The organism is Rhodopseudomonas julia, assembly GCF_030813515.1.
GTDB lineage: Bacteria > Pseudomonadota > Alphaproteobacteria > Rhizobiales > Afifellaceae > Afifella > Afifella julia.
In genome coordinates this window covers 919424-939822 of sequence record NZ_JAUSUK010000002.1, presented here as the reverse complement: position 1 = coordinate 939822, position 20399 = coordinate 919424, and the positions used below count along the sequence as shown (strand labels likewise).

Here is a 20399-nt window from a genome sequence, read left to right as displayed (position 1 = left end):
CATTTCGACGATTTATACATCTCCGAAATCGGAACCTGATCGACCACTTAACGTTGTCAGGTGGTAACGGCCGCGCGAACGGCTTCCACACACATCCGCGCGGCCTCAATAGCATCCGAGATGCAAGGAGATTACTATATGATCCGCACATTGATGGCGAGTACGGCGATTGCCGCACTGTTGACCACCGGCGCGATCGCCCAGACGCAGCCGGCCAAGCCGAACGAGACCACGCAGGCTCAGTCCACCACCCAGGGCGTCCAGACGCAGCAGAAGCAGGGCGAAGATCTCGCTTCCACCTGGATTGGCCAGACCGTTTACTCGTCAGCCGGACCGGACGCCGAAGAAGTCGGCGATGTCGACGATCTTCTGGTCGACGAGAACGGCAATATCACCGCCGCCATTATTGGCGTGGGCGGATTTCTCGGGCTGGGCGAAAAAGAGGTCGCTCTCGACTACGATCAGTTCCAGGTGACGCAGGACCAGAACGGCGAAATGCGCCTGGTCGTCGACGCCACCGAGGAAGAGCTGAAGAATGCTCCGGAATTCCAGGCGAAAGATGATCAGCGCAGCTATGCGCAGATGCAGAAAGAAGGCGGCACCGCCAAGAGCGAGAGTTCAACGACGGGCGCCTCCACAACCGCCTCTTCGGATGGCGCAGCAAGCGGTTCGATGACGAACGATCAGTCGAAACAGACCGCCGCCAGCACGACGACCACAACCGACAGTGCGATGAGCGGACAGGATCGCCAGACCGCCTTTGCCCAGCCTGAGCAGGGTGAAACCCGCCTGAGCGAGTGGCTCGGCCGCGAGGTCTATTCGTCGGTAAGCAGCCAGGATGCGACGGGCGAGCGCCAGCAGCAGGCTATGCAGAACAATGCCGACAGCGGTCAGGCACGCGGCTCCATGGGTAAAACCAACACCATGGCGAGCGGCGAGCCGGTCACCAATATGCAGGATCGGGTGAAGACCGACGCCAGCGGCCAGACAACGGCCATGGGCACGAGCGGGACGACCTCTGGCGACAACGCCAACCAGAAGATGGCGACGAACCGTCCGGCTTCTGCGACAGGCGAGTCCGCGACGGGCAACAACGCCGGCCAGAACAACCAGCTCGCAGCAAACCCGGCCGATCAGCAGCAGAGCGTCGGTGAGATCAACGACGTCATCCTTGCCGATAATGGCAAGATCGATTCGATCGTGATCGACGTCGGCGGTTTCCTCGGCGTGGGCGAAAAGCCGGTCGCCATCAAATTCGATCAGGTCGAAATGGCCAAGGCACCGAACGAGGATGAGCCGCGTCTGACGATCCCGATGACGCGTGCTGAACTCGAAAACGCGCCGAAGTGGGATATGTCTGGTCGAGAAGGCAATGTCGCCAGCAACAGCAGCGACATGAGTGGCGATACGACGGGCTCGCAGACGGCACAGAACAGCCAGTCCGACACGACCAAGACAGGTACGACGGACGGCACCGGTTCGATGACCACCGCCTCGCGTGATCAGAACGACATGGGCTCCAGCAAGTCCGTTCCCGGTGGCGCACAGCCCAGCGGATTGAGCGCCGAGGACATCATGGGCGCCACTGTTTACGGCAGCAACGACGAGAGCGTCGGGGATATCGACGACGTCATCGTCGGCCAGAACGGTGATGTCCGTGCCGTGATCATCGATGTCGGCGGCTTCCTGGGCATCGGCGAGAAGCCGGTCGCGGTTGAGTACGATACGCTCAACATCCAGAAGGATTCGAACGGCGAAACTCGCTATTCGATCAACGCCACCGAGAACCAGCTGGAAGACGCGCCGGAATACGAAAAAGCGCAGTAACCACCCAGCGTTCACTCAGACAGATACGACCCGTCGGCTCCGGCCGGCGGGTTTTTCTTTGGCCCTCTCTACGAAATCCTGCCTGAGCGTGGGTGAGCCCTACCCTGCCCTTTCCAGATAAAAGGCGGGAGCGAAAGCCGGATCGTGTTGTGAGACAGCTCCTGACGCCGCCGCTATGAGCGCACAGGCTTCCGCCCCTTTCATTCACAGAGCTGCGGCGAGGCAGAGTGATAACGAAGAATGGTGCGGGCGGCGGGACTCGAACCCGCATGGTTTTCCAACCGAGGGATTTTAAGTCCCTTGCGTCTACCTGTTCCGCCACGCCCGCACGTAGCACTTTGCCTAGCCGCGCTTATAACAGCCGGCAAGAGGCGCTTCTTACCAGCGCCAGAAGGCCGGGTCGAAAAGCACCAAGACCGTGAAGAGCTCCAGCCGCCCGAGGACCATCGCAAAGGTGAGTGCGATCTTCGCGGCATCGGGCAGCGAAGAGAAATTGCCGGCCGGGCCCACGATCTCGCCAAGTCCAGGACCGACATTGCCGACCGCAGTCACAGCGGCGGAAATGGCGGTCACGAAATCGAGGCCGAGCGCCGCCAGGATCATCGTGATGATCACCGTGGTCCCGACATAAAGCGTCAGGAATGCCAGAACCGAAGGTGGCACGTCGGCCGGGATACGACGACCGGCATAGCGCAGAGGATCGATGCGCGAGGGATGGGCGAGAAGCCTGATCTGGCGGCGAATGATCTCCCAAAGGATGACCAGGCGATAGATCTTGATGCCGCCTGCCGTGGACCCCGTGCAGCCCCCCACATAGGTGAGCACGAAGAAGAGGCCGACCGAAAACGTGCCGAGCTGCGTGTAGTCGAGCGAGGCGTAGCCGGTGGTCGTCACCACGGAAACGACATTGAAGGTCGAGTGCCGCAGAGCCTGACCGAAGGTGAACTCGCCCGTCAGCGTCAGCTGGACCGCAAGGCCCGTGCACACGATCAGCAGGAGACCGACCAAGGCGAGCACCTGCGGGTCGCGCACGATCTCGTAAGGACGACCACGCAACGCACCGATATAGGCAACGAATGGCATGGCCCCGGCCAGCATGAAGAAGCTTCCGGTCCAAAGAAGCTCCGGATTGTCGCCGAAATAGCCGAAGGACGCGTCGTGGGTGGAAAACCCACCGGTCGAAAGCGTCGTCATCGCATGACAGATCGCGTCGAAGAAGGTCATACCGCCGGCCGCATAGGCGAGCGCGCACAAAAGCGTCAGACCGACATAGATGCCACCGATCCAGGCGGCGAGGTCGAACGACTTCGCCAAAACCTTTTCCGAACGGTCGGAACTCTCGGCATGGAAGAGCTGCATACCGCCGACCTTCAGGAACGGCAGCATGATGATGGCCATGACGACGATGCCGACGCCGCCGATCCATTGCAGAAGCGAGCGCCAGAGATGGATGCCGGGCGGCAGGCTGTCGAGGCCAGTGAGGACGGTGGAACCCGTGGTCGTCATGCCGGAGACCGTCTCGAAGAAGGCGTCCGCATAATCGACATCGAGGCCGAGGAACGGCAGGGCCGCAAACCCCGGCAGCACGAACCACAACACCGTGGTCAGAATGAAGGCCTGCTTGAGATTGAGACCGAGCGGCTCTTCCTCGCGCCCCGCAATGGCGAAGACCGCACCGACGAGCGCGGTCACAACGCCTGAGAGCGCGAACACCATCCAGTCCGGGTTGCCGGCCGACAGATCGACAAGCGCCGGCAAAATCATCACCACACCGAGCGCCACCAGAAGGAGGCCGGTTATCGCCAGGATGGGTTGATACCGAAGCAAGATGTCGCCTGCGCCTGTGGCGTCAGCTCGGTGCGCCGAAGATCGGCGGCTGGAAGCTCAACCCGAGATCCCACGGGAAATAGATCCATGTGTCTTGGGACACTTCCGTGACGAAGGTATCGACCAGTGGGCGCCCCTTGGGCTTGGCATAGACCGTGGCGAAATGCGCATCCGGCAGCATCTCCCGGACGATCGCGGCCGTTTTGCCGGTATCGACGAGATCGTCGACGATGAGCACACCCTTGCCGCCCTCCCCGCCGAGATGGCGCACCTGCTCCGAGATCGGTTTCAGGACCTGGGTCGTCCCCTGGGTCTTGTAGTCGTGATAGGACGCGACACAGACAGTCTCGATCAAACGGATTTCGAGTTCGCGCGATACGACAGCCGCCGGCACGAGGCCGCCGCGCGTAATACACACGATCGCCTCGAACGGGCCAGCGCCCGCGAGCCTCCAGGTCAGCGCCCGCGCGTCGCGATGAAACTGCTCCCAGGAAACCGGGAAGGCCTTTTCTTGAACCATATCTCTCTCGTTTCTTCCGGCCTCTTATCCGCTTTGCAGGCGGCTTGCCACGGCCTCGGCTGCCTTTTTTAGCGCCTCTTCATCGCGCGAGCGGATCACGATACGGGTCGTGAAGCGGGTCCCGTCCTGGTAAGGATAGGATCCGAAACGCACTTCAGGGTGCTCGTCCTGAAGATCGGAGAGCCAATCTGCGATCTCTCCTTCCCCACGTCCCGCCTCGATCGTGACGGACAAGATCTTCGCGGCATGCGGCAGCGTGGGCGCGAGTGCGGCAAGCATCGCCTCCATCACGGCCGGCACGCCCGCCATCACATAGACGTTGCCGATCTTGAAGCCGGGCGCACCCGAGACCGCATTGGCAATGAGGTCGGCGCCTTCCGGCGTTCGCGCCATTCTCAGCCGCGCCTCGTTGAGCTCCCAGCCGCGCGCCTCGGCCCGCTCACGCAGGATTCGAACCGCCTCGGGATGATGAATGAGCGGACGATCGAACGCACTCGCGACCGCATCGGCAGTGATATCGTCGTGCGTCGGTCCGATGCCACCGGAGGTGAAGACGATGTCATAGGCCGCCGAGAGCGCCTTCAACGCCGCCACGATTGCGGACTTCTGATCGCCGACGATCCGCACTTCCTCAAGGTCGATACCGAGGTCGGTGCAGAAATCGGCAAGCGTGCCTATATTCTTGTCCTTGGTGCGGCCCGACAGGATCTCGTCGCCGATCACCAGCATGGCTGCCCGGGGCGGGTGTGCGGTATTCGCTTCGATCTCGCTCATTGAGACTGAGTGCCCTTTGTCGTAGCTGCCGGCAAGTCCAATCTGGCTTGCCGCATTCCCCTTCCCCATATGGAAGGCGAAATCTCCATCTCCCCTTTAAAAGGGGCGCCTCAATCGGCTAGCTTGTCGCCGAATAAAGACGGTTCCATCCTATGCAGAACGCACTTTCAGGCCAGCGCGAAAAGGCCTCCATCCATACCTACGGCGAGGAAGGTTTTGCCGGCATGCGCCGGGCCGGGCAGCTCGTTGCCACCTGCCTCGATGAACTGACCGAGCGCGTCAAACCCGGCGTCACCACGCAGGAGCTCGACGATTTCGTCTATGATTTCGCGCTCCAGCATGATGCGCTCCTAGCCACGCTCAATTATCGCGGCTACCGCAAAGCCTCGTGCATTTCCCTCAACCATGTCGTCTGCCACGGCATCCCGAACGACAAACCGCTGAAAGAGGGCGACATCGCCAATATCGATGTCACCTTCATTCTCGACGGCTGGCATGGCGATTCCAGCCGCATGTATGCGGTCGGTCAGGTCAAGCGTGCGGCCGAGCGGCTGATGGAAGTCACTTACGAATGCCTGATGCGCGGGATCGACGCAGTGAAACCCGGGGCAATGCTCGGCGATATCGGACACGCCATCCAAAGCTATGCGGAGGCCGAGCGCTGTTCGGTGGTGCGCGATTTCTGCGGCCACGGCGTGGGGCTGGCCTTCCACGAGCCGCCGAATATCCTGCATTACGGGCGTCCTGGTGAAGGGCTCACGCTCGAACCCGGGATGATCTTCACGATCGAGCCGATGATCAATCTCGGCCGTCCGCATGTGAAACTCCTCAACGACGGCTGGACGGCAGTGACCCGCGACAGGTCGCTCACCGCCCAATACGAGCACGCAGTCGGCGTCACGGAGGACGGGGTCGAAGTCTTCACGCTGTCGCCGGCCGGCTACGGCCGGCCCTGACGTCCGTGGGCTTTGATTTCGAAGAAGCCGGCCCAGCCCGGGTCCATTATCACGGCCACCGTGACCGTCTGCGCAACCGTTTTCGCGAGGCAGGAGCCGACGCGCTGGCGGATTACGAGCTTCTGGAGCTTGCTCTTTTCAGCGCCCTGCCCCGGCGCGACACGAAGCCGATCGCCAAGGCTCTACTCGCCACCTTCGGTTCGCTCGGAGAAGTTCTGGCTGCGTCGCCGACACGCCTCAAGGAGATCGATGGCGTGGGCGACGCCGTCATCCTGCAGTTGAAATTGATGCGCGCCGTCGCCGAGCGCCTCGGCCGGCACGAAGTCAGAAGCCGTCAGGTTTTGGGCTCCTGGTCGACGCTTCTCGACTATTGCCGCACGGCGATGGCGTTTGAGGATCGTGAGCAGTTTCGTATCCTCTTCCTTGACAAGAAGAACGCCCTCATCGCCGACGAAGTGCAGCAGAGGGGCACGGTCGATCACACCCCGGTCTATCCCCGCGAAGTGATGCGTCGTGCCCTCGAGCTCTCAGCAACAGCCCTCATTCTGGTGCACAACCACCCATCGGGCGACCCCTCACCGTCTCGCGCCGACATTCAGATGACAAAGACGCTCGTCGACGTCGGCAAGCCTTTGGGGGTGACCGTGCACGACCACATCATCATCGGTCGCGACGGGCATGCGAGCTTTCGCGGCATGGGGCTGATGTAGCGATGGCGTGGGCTCCGCTCACATAATCCCGTTTGCACGCTGCAATGCGCGCACATAGACGGCGATCTTGTCGACCTCCGTCTGAGACAGACCTTCCACCGGCGCCATATTGCCAAAACTCCAATGATGCGCGGTCACCCCGCGGGCCACGGCGAGCTGGAACGCCTGGTCGCTATGATGTTCAGGCGCGTAGACCGCATGCACGAGCGGCGGCCCGGCTTCTGTCCCGGCGGCACTCTCGCCATGACAGGCGACGCAGTTCTCTTCAAAAAGCGCCCTGCCCGTCTGAGCGTCGGACGAAAGCTCCGGCACCTTGACGTCTGCAATCCGGGCATCGCCATTGCCAGGCACAAACGCCCGGATGGCGAGGAAAGCGACGATCGCAAGAGCCAGGACGACGAAAGAGATCGCCTTCGACGTCACGTCCCACCCCCGGCCAGATCCTTGAGGATCGGGCAATCCGGACGATGGTCGCCATGACAGGCCTCGACGAGATTGGACAACGTATCGTGCATCGCCTGAAGTTCGGCGATCTTGCGCTCGATCTCGCCGATGTGGCGGATCGCGATCGCCTTCACGTCGCCGCTCGCCCTGCAGTGATCGCCATAGAGCGACAGAAGCTGACGGCATTCCTCGATGGAGAAACCCAGGGAGCGGGCCCGCGCCAGGAATTGCAGGCTGTGGACGTGAGTATCGGAATAGTCGCGGTAATTGTTGCCGCGCCTGTCCGGCTGCACGAGGCCGATATCCTCGTAATAGCGGATGGTTTTTGGGGGCAGGCCGGAGGCCTGCGCCGCATCGCCGATATTCATGCGCCAACTCCCACACTTTCCCACTGGATAAGGGTTCCAGCCACTGGAAAGTCAAGGGAAGGCCGGGCGCTTCTATTCCTCGTCGGGCTTTTAGTTGAGCCGCCCTTCGAAAGTCGCGAGACGCCATTCCGACGGCTTGATCAGCCGCTCATGTGCGATCTCAACGGAATGAATGGCCGCGTCGATCTCGCGCCGCCAGTAATCGAGGAAGCGCTCCAACCGCGGATGGTCAGGCGCCACATCGTAGAATTGCCAGACGAAGCTCTGAATGAGCGTCGGACGCTCCGGCATGTAGTAGAGAACATTGGCGGTCGTCAGGCCGTAACCGGCGAGCTGAAGACCAAGATCACTCTCCTCGCGACTTTGCTGCATGCTCTCCTCCTTGGTCAGGAGGTGCAATGATTGCGTCTCAGAGATTAAAAGTCTACTAGTACTTGGTCGAAATCATGAGGTTGAACAAAGACTTAGCAGCCTTCACTCAAGAGTGCTGCCAGCCCTTGGTCCGTCCTCCGGCGGCTGGATCGACGTGATATAGCCAAGAATGTCGTCGATATCGGCGGGCGGCCAGCGGAATTCCGGCATGGCCGGATGGCCGGTGACGATGCCTTCGGCAAGCGCTTCCCATAATGTGTCGATCGGATAGCGCTCCGACAGGTCGCGAAAGGCCGGTGCGGGCGGCATCGGGCTCGTGCCCATCAATCCGACAGCATGACAGCGGGCGCAATATTCCTCCGCCAGCGCTTCGCCGCGGGCGATGTTCTGGCCCGCAGCGCCCTGCGCGGTTGCCAGCAACAGCATGCCGGCAAATGCGATCGATCCCCTCATGAGCGCAGAATAGCGACGACTTCCGACTTCACCATGACCAGGATCAACCCTCGCGGGCTGGATCGATTACACCACCGGCGGCATGCAGCACCTCGGGCGTGTCGACATCGAGCCGCGCGGCCGCGCCGATTTCCACCTCAAAAACTTCGTCGGGATAAAGCCCGATCACATGCCGGCCACCGGTATCTCCGCTCACCTGCAGCAGCTCATCAAAATAGCGGCGCGCCCACAGAACCGGATTGCCGCGTTTGCCCGACGCGGTCGCAAGCACGATGCTGCGGCCGGCTTCGGGCTCGAAGGCCGCAAGCATCCGGCCGATCGCTTCGCGTGTCAGAGCCGGCATATCGGCGAGGACGATGAGTGCCCCTGATACGCCCTCGGGCAGCGCACGCAACCCGACCCTCAGAGAGCTTGCGAGCCCTTCGGCAAAATCGGCGTTATGGACGAAGCGCGCGCCCCGTCCTTGAAGCGCCTCTTCAACCGCCTCGCGCATATGGCCGGTGACCACCACCACCTCCGAGACATCGGCGGCTGCGACAGTCTCCACAGTCCGGCGCACGAGAGGCACGCCGTCGAACCGGGCAAGAAGCTTGTTCGGCCCGCCCATACGCCGCGAACGACCGGCAGCAAGCACGATGGCGGCAACATCGCCGTCACCGTCGGCCGGCTGCCGAGGCTGCGGCCGCGACACGATCTCCGACAAAAGACCTCCGACACCCATACCCATGATGTCTTCAGGCTTGACCTCAAGTCCCGCAAGGAAGCGATTCAACACCCAGTCGAATCCGTTTTCCTTCGGGCTGCGTGCGCAGCCGGGGGCTCCGATCACCGGGCGCCCACCGAGCTCTCCGATGAGGAGAAGATTGCCCGGATCAACCGGCATTCCAAAATGCAGAACCCGCCCGCCGGCCATCCGCAGCGCCGCCGGGATGATGTCGTTCTGATCGGTGATCGCGGAAGCCCCGAAGACGACGATGATGTCCGCACCTTCCGACGCCGGCTCCCGCAACGCCTCGGCCAAAGATGCGGTCACATGCGCGACGCGCGTCTCGTCGGTTAGGCTCGCTCCCGCCTTCTCGAGTCGGGCTTCCAGCACCCGCCGCGTCTTGTCGAGCATTTTCGCCTGCGTGGATGGCAGGCATGTCGACACGAGACTGACCCGGCAAGGGCGGAACGCCGCCACAGACAGGGGCGGCTCGCGGCTTTCCAGAAGCCTCTCGGCAGTCTCGAGAACTTTTTCGGAAAGCGCGAAGGGGATGATCTTTACCGTCGCGACCATGCGCCCGGCTTCGACAGCTTCGAACGGCGCAAGCGTCGCCACCGTCAGCCCCGGATCTATCCGGTTGAGGGCGTCGATCAGATCTTTGTCGACTCTAACGACCCCAGAGGCTTCCGCGTGAAGGTTGCAGCGCCCTGTGAACGGCGCCTCGATGCGGAGATGCCCGCCGGCCATCGCCCGGGCGACGCGTTCGGCGGCCTGGTCTTCATGGACATCGCCCACTTCGAGCCGCGCCGCCACGACGTCAGAAACGCCAGCAGACAAAAGCCGCGCAACGTCCTCTGCACTCAGCCGCGCACCCTTCTTCAGCGACAGGTCACCTGCGCGGATCTTATGCGCCAGGATGGCACCTTCGGCCCCTGCGACCGCGATCGGGCCGAACTTCAAGCGGCCTCACGTGCCATCGACGGGCCCTTGCGGAGCGCCGCGATCACCTCCGCCAGAACGGCGACGGCTATTTCGCCAGGAGAAGCGGCGGCAATGTCGAGACCGATCGGCGCGTGAATGCGCTCGACATCGTGCTCTCTGACGCCTGCCTCCAAAAGCCGTTCCACGCGCTTGCCGTGCGTCTTACGGCTACCCAACGCCCCGACGTAAAAGCAGCCGGCGGCAAGCGCCTCCCGCAGCGGGACATCGTCGATCTTCGGATCATGGGTAAGCGCTGCAACCGCCGTATAGGCGTCGAAAGGGATATTCTTCAGGGCTTCTTCAGGCCACTCGGCGACAAGCGCGACGCCCGGAAACCGCTCTTCGCTCGCAAAGGCTGTGCGCGGATCGATGATCGTGACGTCGAGGCCGGCAAGTTTCGCCATCGGCGCCAGGGCCTGGCTGATATGGACGGCCCCGATCGCAACGAGCCGCGGCGGCGGCACCGCGACGGTGAGAAAGGTGTGGCCATCCTCCAGCATCCCGGATCGGCCGGAGCGAAGATGCTTTGAAATCTCATCTGCCAGCGAATCCCCGGCAGCCTCACTCTCCTTGACGAGGCGCGCCTCGCCGCTTGCCGTATTGGTGACGAGGACGGCCGCGCGACGCGCGGCACGCTCTTCGTTGAGCGCCTTGAGAAGCGACAGCTCCATCACGCCACCGGTTCGACGAAAACGCGGATGCGGCCCCCGCAGGACAGACCGACCCGCCAGGCCGTCTCATCGGCGACCCCAAATTCGAGCATTTTCGTTGTCCCGCTTTCCAGAAGCTCGAGCGCTTCACCGACGACGGCACCTTCGACGCAACCGCCTGAGACCGAGCCTTCGAAATTGCCCTCTTCGTCGATGACGAGGTGGCTGCCGACAGGCCGCGGCGCCGAGCCCCAGGTCTCGACGACGGTCGCAAGCGCCACCTTTCGCCCGGCCTCCCGCCAGGCCTCAGCGATTTCAAGCGCATCGCGCTCCAACATCTCTGCCATGGTCCTCTCCCTCAGGCGGCCCGTCGCAATGCCGGGCGCGGCCTCTTTGCCGGTGTCGACAACGCCTTCACCAGATCCTCGATCGCCTCCAACGAATGCACCGGCCGAAAGTCATCGACATGGGGCAGAATCGCGCGAATGCCACGGGCCTTCGCTTCGAAATGTTCAAAACGCAGGAGCGGATTGAGCCAGATCAGACGACGGCAGGAGCGGCCGAGCCTTGCAGCCTCTGCCCCAAGATCCGCTCCCTCCTCCCGCTCCAGCCCATCGGTGATGAGAAGCACCGTCGCGCCCTGCCCCAGCACCCGTCTCGACCAGTCGCGGTTGAAGACATGCAACGCGTCGGCGATGCGCGTGCCCCCCGACCAGTCGACGACCGCGTCGGAGCAGCCCGCAAGCGCCTCGTCGGGATCTTTGTAGCGCAGCTGCCGTGTCACGTTGCTGAGCCGCGTCCCGAAGAGGAACGAGTAGACTTTTCGGCGCGACGACAGCGCATGCAGGAAATGCAGCATCACGCGCGAATATTCGCTCATCGAGCCGGAAATGTCGGCAAGCGCCACGAGCGGCGGCTCCTGCACCTTGCGCTTGCGTGCCTGCGGCAGGATCAGATCGCCGGCCGAGCGCATGGTGGCACGCACCGTACGCCGCGGATCGACCTTACCCCGCGTGGCCGCAACGAGCCTCCGGGTCACGATCTGATCGTCGGGAAATTGCAGGGAGGCGAGCGCACGCATCGCAGAGGCGATCTCCTCGGCGCTCATCTGCGCAAAATCCTTGCGACGCAGGATCTCCTTCTCGCTCACCGTCATGCGCGCGTCGATCTCGATTTCGGGAAAGACCTCTTCCTCGCGGCGCTCTTTCAGCGCCTGCATCGCCTCCTCGACGCGCTGCTGCCCGGGCTTCGGCTTTTCCGTCTCCGCGGGCCGTGGCGGTGCCACAGGCGACAAGAGCTCCAGCATCTTCTCAACAAGCCCACGCTCGCGCCAGAACAGCTCGAACGCTTCATGGAAGACCGGGCGATCGGCGCGCTTGTTCACGAAAACCGCATGCAGGGTCCAGTAGAAGTCGTCGCGCGAAGAAATGCCCGCGACCTCGACCGCACGGATCGCATCGACGACCGCAGCCGGGCCGACCGGCAGGCCCGCACGTCGAAGCGCCCGTGCGAAATAAACGATGTTGTCGGCAATTTTGCCGCCTGTCTCCGTCACGGCGCGACCCGTCGTCACTCGGCAGCGGCCAGCTCGGCCCGCGCCTCGTCCAGGAGCTGCTTCGAGCGGCTGCCCTCGATCCGACCGATATCGTCCTGGTATTTGAGAAGCACGCCGAGCGTATCGGAAATCACCTCCGGATCGAGCGCCACCATGTCGAGCTCGGTGAGCGCGCTCGCCCAGTCGAGCGTCTCCGCAACGCCCGGCTTCTTGAAGAGGTCTTCCCGGCGCAGCCGCTGCACGAAGCCGACGACCTCACGGGCAAGCCGCTCGCGGACACCCGGCACGCGCTCGTTGACGATGCGCAGTTCCCGCTCGGCATCCGGATAGTCGACCCAGTGATAGAGACAGCGCCGCTTCAGAGCGTCGTGGATCTCACGTGTCCGATTTGTGGTCACCACCACCACCGGTGGCTCGGGAGCGCGGATCGTCCCGATCTCTGGGATCGTGACCTGATTGTCGGAAAGAACCTCCAGGAGAAAGGCTTCGAATGCCTCGTCGGCGCGGTCGAGTTCGTCGATGAGAAAAATCGGCGGCCCATTCAAATCCGGCTCCAGCGCCTGCAGGACCGGGCGCTTGATGAGAAACCGCTCGGAGAAGACATCATCGGCAAGCATACGCCGGTCGCTGTCGCCGGCTGCCTCGGCGAGCCTGATCTCGATCATCTGCGCCGTGTAATTCCATTCATAGACGGCGCTGGCGACGTCGAGGCCTTCGTAGCATTGCAGACGGATCAGACGGCGATCGAGTGTCTTCGACAACACCTTGGCGATTTCCGTCTTGCCGACGCCCGCCTCGCCCTCCAGGAAAAGCGGCCTGCCCATCTTGAGCGACAGGAAGAGGACGGTCGCGAGCGAACGGTCGGCGACATATCCGGCACCGTTCAAAAGCTGGAGCGTCTCGTCGATCGATTGCGGCAAGGGTCGGACGGACATGGGGCTCCTATCGGCTTGGGCTCTCGCTATCAGTATAGATCAAGCCGCTCCCCAGACCATCCGCCTGATGAAAACGCCCGAGCCGCCTTTCCTATGCCGCAGGCCCAGCCTAAGTCTGCGACCGGCCCGAGCGACGAGAGGATCGTTTCGCCGGCGGCTGAAAGCGGAATCGAACTCTCAGACCTGCCCCCCAAACCCTTCTCGTTCCACGACAATCGCGCAAAGGAGAATCCGAATGCCGTTTTGTGAGTTAAGCGATGGAGCCCGCATCTGGTATGAGGAAGCCGGCAACCGCTCGGCGCCGCCCCTCGTCTTTTCCAATTCGCTCGGCACCAACCTCGCCATGTGGGACGCCCAGGTCGACGAGGCGGAGGCCGATTTTCGGGTCATCCGCTACGACCAGCGCGGGCACGGCCGCTCGCCCGTCCCGGCAGAAGCCTTCTCGATGGAACGCCTCGGCCAGGACGTCGTCGAGCTCTTGGACCTGCTGAAGATCGAAAAGACCGATTTCTGCGGCCTCTCCATGGGCGGCATGACCGGCATCGTCGTGGCGCGTGATCACCCGGCGCGGTTCGGCAAACTCGCTCTTTGCAACACCTCCGCCCACATGCCGCCGGCCGATCTCTGGAACGAGCGCATCAAGGCCGTCACCGAGAACGGCATGGAGGCGCTCGTCGGGGGCATCACAGAACGCTGGTTCACGGCCGGCTTTCGGCGTGACCATCCGGATGAGGTCGAGCGTATCGCCGAGCAGATCCGCGCAACCGAACCCGCCGGCTATGCCGGCTGCAGCGCCGCGATCCGCGACATGGATCTGCGCCCGACCCTTTCCTCGATCAGGGCTGACGTCCTGGTCCTCATCGGCGACAGCGATCCCTCAACGCCTCCCCAGGACGGCGAACTCATCGCCGACAACATCGCGGGTGCCCGCAAGGAGATCGTGCACGCGGCGCATTTGTCGGCCGTCGAATCTCCAGCGGAATTCAACCGCGCCGTCTTCTCGTATTTCCGCGAAAACTGAGCGAGGGTCGCCAGAGATATCGGCGTTTGTGCTACGGGGGACGGCAAAATTCGCCGCCCCCTCCCTGCGCAGCGGGTGAGGTCAGAAGGTCTGTGGACCAGCTTCGCGGCCTCTATGGCCGATCGGCAACACCGTTTCGTGAACTGCACCCCGGGGAGCCCGTTCAATTGACGCCCGGCGTTGGGGGGAGATAGCTGCCCTCCGTTGCGAAATTCGCGGAAGATTGAGGGGATTTGGATGCGTGGTCTTGGAACAGCCGTCTTCGGCATGGTCGTCCTCGCAACTCCCGCTCTCGCCGCTGATCTTCCGGAAGCTCCCGCGCCCTATGTTCCGGTCACCTCACCGGTATCCGTGTCGCAATGGGAGGGCTTCTACACCGGCATGCATTTCGGCTGGTCTTCGGACAATATCGACGGACGGACCCCCGCCGGCACCGACTTCTCCATGAGCGACCATGGCGGGTTTTCCGGCGGCGGACTGCGCGGCTACAACTGGCTCTTCGGCAATGTCGTCCTAGGCCTGGAAGGTGACATCACCATCCACGAGACGAAGACGGAAAATGCATCGGTCTCTGTGGGCAGCGATTACATCTGGGATGCCGGCGTCTATGGGCGCCTCGGCTATACCTGGGGCCGCTTCATGCCGTACGTCATGGCTGGCGGCCGCGTGGCGGAAATCCATGGCCATTCGCTCGCGCCGATGACCGAGGGCGATGTGACCCGCCATCTCGGCTGGTCGGTCGGCGCCGGTCTCGAAGTCGCGGTCTTCTACCCAATCCGCCTGCGTGCCGAATACCTCTACACCAGGTTCGGCGCCGAGGATTACGTCTTCAGCGGCGGCTCGACGAGGTTCGAGCCGGAGGCGCAGCAATTTCGTGGCGCCATCATCTTCGCTCTCGGCAACGGCTTTAAGGCCTATCCCGAAAGCTTCCTGACGAGGCCCGGAAACACCTGGTCGGGCTTTTACGGCGGCGCGATGATCAGCGCCGCGTTGCTCCAGGACGACGCAGCAATTGCCGGCCTCGGCAGCGACGATGCGAGCGACGGCAGCTTCGGCACCGGCATGTTCCTCGGCGCCAATTACCAGTTCGGCAATGTCGTCACGGGTCTCGACGCCGATCTCAGCCTGCGCCAGGGCGAATCGAGCACGACGATCGTCGGTGTGACCCTCGACAAGGAACCGATGTGGGACGCGCATGTGCGCGGCCGTATCGGCTACGCCTGGGACCGGTTCCTGCCTTACCTCGCGGGTGGTTTCGCCATCACTCAGGTCCACTTCCAACAGGAAGGCACCTCGTCACTCAATGTCGAGCCGGCAAAAGGCTGGACGATCGGCGCAGGTGTCGATGTCGCCATTACCGATCACGTGTTCGGGCGGCTCGAGTATCTTCATGACGAATTCGAAGACGTGACCGGCGACGTCGTCGCAGGTGCTGCGAGCTTTGAACCCTCCGTAGACACGGTGCGCGCCGGCATCGCCGTTCGTCTTCCATAATCTGAATATTTCAGACTTTCGTCGAAACCGTCACACCGTCCACAGCCACATATTGTGCACAGTGTAAGGGCTTGCTAAACGATTGACCTCTTTGGCGTTCGAGTGTTCCGCACTCGGCCGTGAGCCAATAATAAAATAATGGCCATAAGAGGGGTACAATTAAAGAACGATGGAATATTTCGTTCAGCAGCTGATCAACGGGGTCACGCTCGGTTCGATCTACGGCCTAATCGCCATCGGCTATACGATGGTCTACGGCATCATCGGCATGATCAATTTCGCCCACGGCGATATTTTTATGGTGAGTGCGTTCATCGCCCTCACCGTATTCTTGATTATGCTGGCAATCGGAGTGACGGCACTGCCGCTCATCCTGCTTGCAGTCCTCATCATCGCGATGATCTTCACCTCCGTCTGGGGATGGACAGTTGAGCGCCTGGCCTACCGGCCGCTTCGGGGCTCCTTCCGTCTGGCGCCGCTCATCACCGCGATTGGCATGTCGATCACGCTGCAGAACTTCGTGCAGCTGACGCAAGGTGCGCGCGTCAAGCCGCTGCCGCCACAGATCACCGGCGGTATCACCCTGATGCAGGGCAATGCGGAGACCGGCAGCATCGTGGTGCAGCTCTCCTACATGCAGATCATCATCATCGTCACGACAGTCGTCTTGATGGCCGGCTTCTCGATGCTGATTTCCAAGACCTCGCTCGGACGTGCTCAGCGGGCGTGCGAGCAGGATGCCAAAATGGCCTCGCTGCTGGGCGTCAATGTCGACCGCACGATCTCTTTGACCTTCGTCATGGGGGCAGCCCTCGCCGCCGTCGCCGGCGTCATGTTCCTGCTCTACTACGGCGTGATCGACTTCTACATCGGCTTCATCGCCGGCGTGAAAGCCTTCACCGCGGCGGTTCTCGGCGGCATCGGCTCACTGCCCGGCGCCATGCTCGGAGGCCTCGCCATCGGTCTCATCGAGACCTTCTGGTCCGGCTATTTCTCGGTCGAGTACAAAGACGTGGCGGCTTTCTCCATCCTGGCGATCACGCTCATCTTCCTGCCCTCCGGGCTCCTCGGCAAACCGGAAGTCGAGAAAGTCTGACATGTCCAACACAAACCAGGCAGGCAGCGCCGACGAACAGCAGGCGCCGGGCGCCTTGGTGGAGTGGGAACAGCGCGTCGCCGGCTATGCCGGTGAGCCCCCCTTCGTCGAAGAACCGCAGCGTCTTTCCGCAATCGCCGCTGCCTTGAAGGACGCTGCCATCGCCGCCGCGATCGCAGCCGCTCTTTTCCTCTTTTTCATCGGCTTCCGCACCGACATCGAGATCGGCGGACTGGACCTGACCACCCGCTGGCAAGCCTTCGGCACCGCCATCGTCGTGGTTTTCGTCGGCCGTCTCGCCTTTCGCATTTTGCTGTGGCGGCCGGCCACCAAGGCTGGAACGCGGCCGCTTCTTCTGCGTGCCTTCGGCTCCGGCGAAGGCACGCCCTTATCTGAGCATTTCGCCCGCCATTCGAAATCGGTCGGCGTCTTGGCACTGGTGGCGGCCGTCCTCTACCCGGTCATCATCCTCGCGCTCTTCCCGATGAAGGATAAGCAATTCATCGATCTCGGCGTGCTCGTTCTGACCTACATCATGCTCGGCTGGGGGCTGAACATCGTCGTTGGCCTCGCCGGCCTGCTCGACCTCGGTTACGTCGCCTTCTACGCGGTGGGCGCCTATTCCTTTGCCCTGTTCGCGCAGTTCTTCGAAGTCGGCTTCTGGTTCGCTCTTCCGATCGCGGGCCTCCTGGCGGCTTGCTGGGGCCTCATTCTCGGCTTCCCGGTGCTGCGGCTCAGAGGCGATTATCTCGCCATCGTCACGCTCGCCTTCGGTGAGATCATCCGCGTCGTGCTGTTGAACTGGTACACCTTCACCGGCGGACCGAACGGCATCTCCGGCATTCCGGATCCGACATTCTTCGGCCTCGAATTCAAACGCGGAGCCGAAAATCTGCCAGGCCTCCTCGGCTTCGCCTACGATTCCGCCTACAAGCAGGCCTACTTCTTCTACATCATCCTGGCGCTTGCGATGATCACCAACCTGGTGACGCTGCGGCTTCGCAAACTGCCGCTGGGACGTGCCTGGGAAGCGCTGCGCGAAGACGAGATCGCCTGTCGCTCTCTCGGCATCAACACCACCAATACGAAGCTGACGGCCTTTGCCATCGGCGCCATGTTCGGTGGCTTTGCCGGCGCCTTCTTCGCCACACGTCAGGGCTTCATCTCGCCGGAAAGCTTCACCTTCATGGAATCGGCGCTTATTCTGGCGATCGTGGTACTCGGCGGGCTCGGTTCGCAGATGGGTGTCGTCATCGCCTCGATCGTCATGATCGGCGGCTTCGAGCTCTTCCGTGATTTCGCCGAATACCGCATGCTGATCTTCGGTCTCCTGATGGTGATCATCATGGTCTGGCGTCCCCGCGGCCTCATCGCAACGCGCGAGCCGTCCGCCATTTTGAAGGAACGTCAGACGATCAGCGCCGATATGGTCGCTCAAGGCGAGGGCCACTGATGTCTGCAGCACTCAAAGACAATGTCAGCGAGCCGGGACGCTGGGACGACAACCCGGTTCTCACGGTCGAAAACCTGACCATGCGCTTCGGCGGCCTCGTGGCCGTCGACGATCTCTCCTTCAACGTCGGTCGGGGCGATATCACCGCCCTCATCGGACCAAACGGTGCCGGCAAGACGACGGTCTTCAACTGCGTCACCGGGTTCTACAAACCGACCGAAGGGCGGATCATCATGCGCCACGGCAACACCATCTCCGACGCGGAGGTCCGCAAGCTGACGGAGAGCGGCGAGCAATCGATGAGCACCGCCGAGGGAGCGATCTTCCTGCTGGAGCGGATGCCCGATTTCTGCATCTCACGGGATGCAAAGGTCGCCCGCACCTTCCAGAACATTCGCCTCTTCGGGGGCATGACGGTTCTGGAAAATCTACTCGTCGCCCAACACAACGCGCTGATGGCCGCGTCGGGATTCACCATCGGCGGGATCTTCAACCTGCCGGGGTTTCGCAAGGCAAGGCAGAAGTCGATCGACAAGGCCGTCTATTGGCTGGAGCACATTCGCCTGAAGGAGCGCGCCGACGAACCCGCGGCCGCCCTGCCCTATGGCGACCAGCGCCGGCTTGAGATCGCCCGCGCTATGTGCACCGACCCGCAGCTTCTGTGCCTCGACGAGCCGGCGGCGGGCCTCAATCCGCGCGAATCGAGCGAGCTCAACGAGCTGCTTCAGTTCATCCGATCGGAATCCGGCACGTCCGTTCTCCTGATCGAACACGATATGGGCGTGGTGATGGAGATCTCCGACCATGTCGTCGTGCTCGATTACGGCGAGAAAATTTCCGACGGTTCTGCCGACTACGTCAGGAACGATCCCTCGGTGATCGCCGCCTATCTCGGCGTCGAGGACGAGGAAGTCGCCGAGGCCGAGGCGGTAGCGGCAGCCGCAGCTGCCGCGGCGGCTGGGCAGACGACATCTGACGGCGAGCCCGCGGGCGAGCAGGAGACGAAGCCATGACGGCCCAAAATCCGCTTCTCGCCGTTGAAGGCGTCGAGACCTATTACGGCAACATCATCGCCCTGCGCGGCGTGGATATCGCCGTCTTCGAAGGTGAGATCGTGACGCTGATCGGTGCCAATGGCGCCGGCAAGTCCACCTTGATGATGACGATCTGCGGCAATCCGCAGGCCCGCAAGGGACGCATCGTCTATGCTGGCGAGGACATCACCCATCTGCCGACGCATGACATCATGCAGCGCTCCATCGCGCAATCTCCGGAAGGCCGTCGCATCTTCCCGCGCATGACGGTGATGGAGAACCTGCAGATGGGCGCTCTCGTCACCGACGGCGCGAGCTTCGATGCTGACCTTCAGCGGGTGTTCGATCTTTTCCCGCGCCTCAAGGAGCGCCAGCACCAGCGCGGGGGCACGCTGTCCGGCGGCGAACAGCAGATGCTGGCGATCGGGCGCGCCTTGATGAGCCGGCCTCGCCTGCTGCTTCTCGACGAACCCTCCCTCGGCCTCGCCCCGATGGTGGTCAAACAGATCTTCGAAGTGATCAAGGAGCTCAATCGCGAAGAAGGTCTGACGGTCTTTCTCGTCGAGCAGAACGCGTTTCATGCCCTGCGCCTCGCCCACCGCGGCTACGTCATGGTCAACGGGCAGATCACGATGTCGGGCACGGGGGCAGAGCTTCTGGCACGCCCGGAAGTTCGTGCAGCCTATCTTGAGGGCGGCAGAAAAGAGGCGGCCGAATGAATCTGATCTGGGAAGTTTCGCTCACGGAATTCACGCTCGTCACACTCGTGCTCGGCGGGCTTGCAGCCTGGATGACGGGGCGCGCTGTCGCGCTCACCTGGGGCTCCTGGCTGCGTCTCGCCGTCTATATTGCGCTTCTGTCCCTGGCAGTACGCTTCATCCATTACAGCCTGTTCGGCGGCACGTTTTTCTTGCCGCCCGCGGGCTTTGCGACGGGTCTTCACTATTACGTCGTCGACTTCATCGCGTTGATGCTGATTGCAGCCGCGGCCCGGCAGATGAATCGCTCGCACCAGATGAGCGAGCAGTATAGTTTCCTTTACGATCGCTCAGGACCGTTTGGCTGGAAACCCAGGGTCTAGGCATGCAGGAGGATGCTGGCGAAAGCCGTACCATCCGAGAGAAAAATGAGCTTAGATCGAGACAATTGAGGTTCGCCTCAATCACCCGCACGCGCACCGCGGGTCTTCTAGATCATGGTGCCATCTAAGAAAGAGGGAGAAT

22 protein-coding genes and 1 tRNA gene are annotated in these 20399 nt (G+C 62.4%); 10 read left to right on the top strand and 13 right to left on the bottom strand.

Annotated elements, in window-relative coordinates; genetic code table 11:
• Positions 1-138: 138 nt before the first annotated feature.
• Complete coding sequence (locus tag J2R99_RS13635) at positions 139-1827, top strand: PRC-barrel domain-containing protein (RefSeq protein WP_307154984.1); 1689 nt, start codon at positions 139-141, stop codon at positions 1825-1827.
• A 241-nt stretch (positions 1828-2068) separates the two neighbouring features.
• On the opposite strand, the gene J2R99_RS13630 is transcribed toward J2R99_RS13635, so the two are convergent.
• From J2R99_RS13630 to J2R99_RS13615, 4 genes are all read right to left on the bottom strand, one after another.
• Positions 2069-2155: transfer RNA gene (locus J2R99_RS13630), tRNA-Leu, on the bottom strand.
• A gap of 50 nt (positions 2156-2205) precedes the next feature.
• On the bottom strand, positions 2206-3654 hold the full coding sequence (locus J2R99_RS13625) for a TrkH family potassium uptake protein (protein ID WP_307154983.1): 1449 nt from the start codon (positions 3652-3654) through the stop codon (positions 2206-2208).
• A 22-nt stretch (positions 3655-3676) separates the two neighbouring features.
• Complete coding sequence (gpt, locus tag J2R99_RS13620; RefSeq protein ID WP_307154982.1) at positions 3677-4174, bottom strand: xanthine phosphoribosyltransferase; 498 nt, start codon at positions 4172-4174, stop codon at positions 3677-3679.
• Positions 4175-4198: 24 nt separating this feature from the next.
• Positions 4199-4948, bottom strand: a complete 750-nt coding sequence (locus tag J2R99_RS13615; RefSeq protein WP_307154981.1) for a competence/damage-inducible protein A — start codon at positions 4946-4948, stop codon at positions 4199-4201.
• Between the two features lie 152 nt (positions 4949-5100).
• Between J2R99_RS13615 and map the strand changes: the two genes are divergently transcribed.
• The gene (gene map, locus J2R99_RS13610; protein ID WP_307154980.1) at positions 5101-5904 is read left to right on the top strand and encodes a type I methionyl aminopeptidase; all 804 of its coding nucleotides are present in this window, start codon (positions 5101-5103) and stop codon (positions 5902-5904) included.
• Positions 5901-6614, top strand: a complete 714-nt coding sequence (gene radC, locus J2R99_RS13605) for a RadC family protein (protein WP_307155716.1) — start codon at positions 5901-5903, stop codon at positions 6612-6614. The genes map and radC overlap by 4 nt, the downstream gene beginning before the upstream one ends.
• An 18-nt stretch (positions 6615-6632) precedes the next feature.
• Here radC and J2R99_RS13600 read toward each other — a convergent pair whose 3' ends face one another.
• The 9 genes from J2R99_RS13600 to J2R99_RS13560 all read right to left on the bottom strand — a co-directional run bounded on the left by J2R99_RS13600 (position 6633) and on the right by J2R99_RS13560 (position 13078).
• A complete protein-coding gene (locus tag J2R99_RS13600) occupies positions 6633-7037 on the bottom strand; it encodes a c-type cytochrome (RefSeq protein ID WP_307154979.1) in 405 nt (134 codons plus the stop codon).
• Positions 7034-7426 (bottom strand): Cu(I)-responsive transcriptional regulator, encoded by a 393-nt coding sequence (gene cueR / locus J2R99_RS13595; RefSeq protein WP_307154978.1) that lies wholly within the window; start codon positions 7424-7426, stop codon positions 7034-7036. Before cueR ends, J2R99_RS13600 begins: the two co-directional genes overlap by 4 nt.
• 90 nt (positions 7427-7516) lie before the next feature.
• A complete protein-coding gene (locus J2R99_RS13590) occupies positions 7517-7798 on the bottom strand; it encodes an usg protein (protein WP_307154977.1) in 282 nt (93 codons plus the stop codon).
• Between the two features lie 102 nt (positions 7799-7900).
• Positions 7901-8251 carry a c-type cytochrome gene (locus tag J2R99_RS13585; RefSeq protein ID WP_307154976.1) on the bottom strand — a complete coding sequence of 117 codons (351 nt, stop codon included), beginning with the start codon at positions 8249-8251 and terminating at the stop codon, positions 7901-7903.
• 43 nt (positions 8252-8294) lie between these two features.
• A complete protein-coding gene (locus tag J2R99_RS13580) occupies positions 8295-9917 on the bottom strand; it encodes an NTP transferase domain-containing protein (RefSeq protein WP_307154975.1) in 1623 nt (540 codons plus the stop codon).
• Complete coding sequence (locus tag J2R99_RS13575; protein WP_307154974.1) at positions 9914-10609, bottom strand: XdhC family protein; 696 nt, start codon at positions 10607-10609, stop codon at positions 9914-9916. Before J2R99_RS13575 ends, J2R99_RS13580 begins: the two co-directional genes overlap by 4 nt.
• The gene (locus J2R99_RS13570; RefSeq protein ID WP_307154973.1) at positions 10609-10935 is read right to left on the bottom strand and encodes an XdhC family protein; all 327 of its coding nucleotides are present in this window, start codon (positions 10933-10935) and stop codon (positions 10609-10611) included. Before J2R99_RS13570 ends, J2R99_RS13575 begins: the two co-directional genes overlap by 1 nt.
• Positions 10936-10946: 11 nt before the next feature.
• The gene (locus tag J2R99_RS13565) at positions 10947-12161 is read right to left on the bottom strand and encodes a vWA domain-containing protein (RefSeq protein WP_307154972.1); all 1215 of its coding nucleotides are present in this window, start codon (positions 12159-12161) and stop codon (positions 10947-10949) included.
• Positions 12158-13078: an AAA family ATPase gene (locus tag J2R99_RS13560; RefSeq protein ID WP_307154971.1), complete on the bottom strand. Its 921-nt coding sequence runs from the start codon at positions 13076-13078 to the stop codon at positions 12158-12160. Before J2R99_RS13560 ends, J2R99_RS13565 begins: the two co-directional genes overlap by 4 nt.
• A gap of 235 nt (positions 13079-13313) precedes the next feature.
• Here J2R99_RS13560 and pcaD point away from each other — a divergent pair, with 235 nt between their 5' ends.
• The 7 genes from pcaD (at position 13314) to J2R99_RS13525 (ending at position 20257) form a co-directional block, all read left to right on the top strand.
• A complete protein-coding gene (gene pcaD / locus J2R99_RS13555; protein WP_307154970.1) occupies positions 13314-14099 on the top strand; it encodes a 3-oxoadipate enol-lactonase in 786 nt (261 codons plus the stop codon).
• A gap of 237 nt (positions 14100-14336) precedes the next feature.
• Positions 14337-15593, top strand: coding sequence for an outer membrane protein (locus J2R99_RS13550; RefSeq protein ID WP_307154969.1), 1257 nt, complete (start codon positions 14337-14339; stop codon positions 15591-15593).
• A 169-nt stretch (positions 15594-15762) separates the two neighbouring features.
• Positions 15763-16689, top strand: a complete 927-nt coding sequence (locus J2R99_RS13545; protein WP_307154968.1) for an ABC transporter permease subunit — start codon at positions 15763-15765, stop codon at positions 16687-16689.
• Position 16690: 1 nt separating this feature from the next.
• A complete protein-coding gene (gene livM, locus J2R99_RS13540) occupies positions 16691-18142 on the top strand; it encodes a high-affinity branched-chain amino acid ABC transporter permease LivM (protein ID WP_307154967.1) in 1452 nt (483 codons plus the stop codon).
• Positions 18142-19155, top strand: a complete 1014-nt coding sequence (locus tag J2R99_RS13535) for an ABC transporter ATP-binding protein (RefSeq protein ID WP_307154966.1) — start codon at positions 18142-18144, stop codon at positions 19153-19155. The genes livM and J2R99_RS13535 overlap by 1 nt, the downstream gene beginning before the upstream one ends.
• Positions 19152-19895: an ABC transporter ATP-binding protein gene (locus tag J2R99_RS13530; protein ID WP_307154965.1), complete on the top strand. Its 744-nt coding sequence runs from the start codon at positions 19152-19154 to the stop codon at positions 19893-19895. The genes J2R99_RS13535 and J2R99_RS13530 overlap by 4 nt, the downstream gene beginning before the upstream one ends.
• Positions 19892-20257 carry a DUF6867 family protein gene (locus J2R99_RS13525; protein WP_307154964.1) on the top strand — a complete coding sequence of 122 codons (366 nt, stop codon included), beginning with the start codon at positions 19892-19894 and terminating at the stop codon, positions 20255-20257. The genes J2R99_RS13530 and J2R99_RS13525 overlap by 4 nt, the downstream gene beginning before the upstream one ends.
• The last annotated feature ends 142 nt before the right edge of the window (positions 20258-20399 follow it).

Coding starts and splice junctions, on each gene's coding strand:
- J2R99_RS13575 (WP_307154974.1), bottom strand. CDS start 10,609: ATGGAGCTGTCGCTTCTCAAGGCGCTCAACGAAGAGCGTGCCGCGCGT.
- J2R99_RS13535 (WP_307154966.1), top strand. CDS start 18,142: ATGTCTGCAGCACTCAAAGACAATGTCAGCGAGCCGGGACGCTGGGAC.
- J2R99_RS13530 (WP_307154965.1), top strand. CDS start 19,152: ATGACGGCCCAAAATCCGCTTCTCGCCGTTGAAGGCGTCGAGACCTAT.
- J2R99_RS13635 (WP_307154984.1), top strand. CDS start 139: ATGATCCGCACATTGATGGCGAGTACGGCGATTGCCGCACTGTTGACC.
- pcaD (WP_307154970.1), top strand. CDS start 13,314: ATGCCGTTTTGTGAGTTAAGCGATGGAGCCCGCATCTGGTATGAGGAA.
- cueR (WP_307154978.1), bottom strand. CDS start 7,426: ATGAATATCGGCGATGCGGCGCAGGCCTCCGGCCTGCCCCCAAAAACC.
- map (WP_307154980.1), top strand. CDS start 5,101: ATGCAGAACGCACTTTCAGGCCAGCGCGAAAAGGCCTCCATCCATACC.
- livM (WP_307154967.1), top strand. CDS start 16,691: ATGTCCAACACAAACCAGGCAGGCAGCGCCGACGAACAGCAGGCGCCG.
- J2R99_RS13560 (WP_307154971.1), bottom strand. CDS start 13,078: ATGTCCGTCCGACCCTTGCCGCAATCGATCGACGAGACGCTCCAGCTT.
- J2R99_RS13525 (WP_307154964.1), top strand. CDS start 19,892: ATGAATCTGATCTGGGAAGTTTCGCTCACGGAATTCACGCTCGTCACA.
- J2R99_RS13615 (WP_307154981.1), bottom strand. CDS start 4,948: ATGAGCGAGATCGAAGCGAATACCGCACACCCGCCCCGGGCAGCCATG.
- J2R99_RS13545 (WP_307154968.1), top strand. CDS start 15,763: ATGGAATATTTCGTTCAGCAGCTGATCAACGGGGTCACGCTCGGTTCG.
- J2R99_RS13590 (WP_307154977.1), bottom strand. CDS start 7,798: ATGCAGCAAAGTCGCGAGGAGAGTGATCTTGGTCTTCAGCTCGCCGGT.
- J2R99_RS13570 (WP_307154973.1), bottom strand. CDS start 10,935: ATGGCAGAGATGTTGGAGCGCGATGCGCTTGAAATCGCTGAGGCCTGG.
- J2R99_RS13585 (WP_307154976.1), bottom strand. CDS start 8,251: ATGAGGGGATCGATCGCATTTGCCGGCATGCTGTTGCTGGCAACCGCG.
- gpt (WP_307154982.1), bottom strand. CDS start 4,174: ATGGTTCAAGAAAAGGCCTTCCCGGTTTCCTGGGAGCAGTTTCATCGC.
- J2R99_RS13550 (WP_307154969.1), top strand. CDS start 14,337: ATGCGTGGTCTTGGAACAGCCGTCTTCGGCATGGTCGTCCTCGCAACT.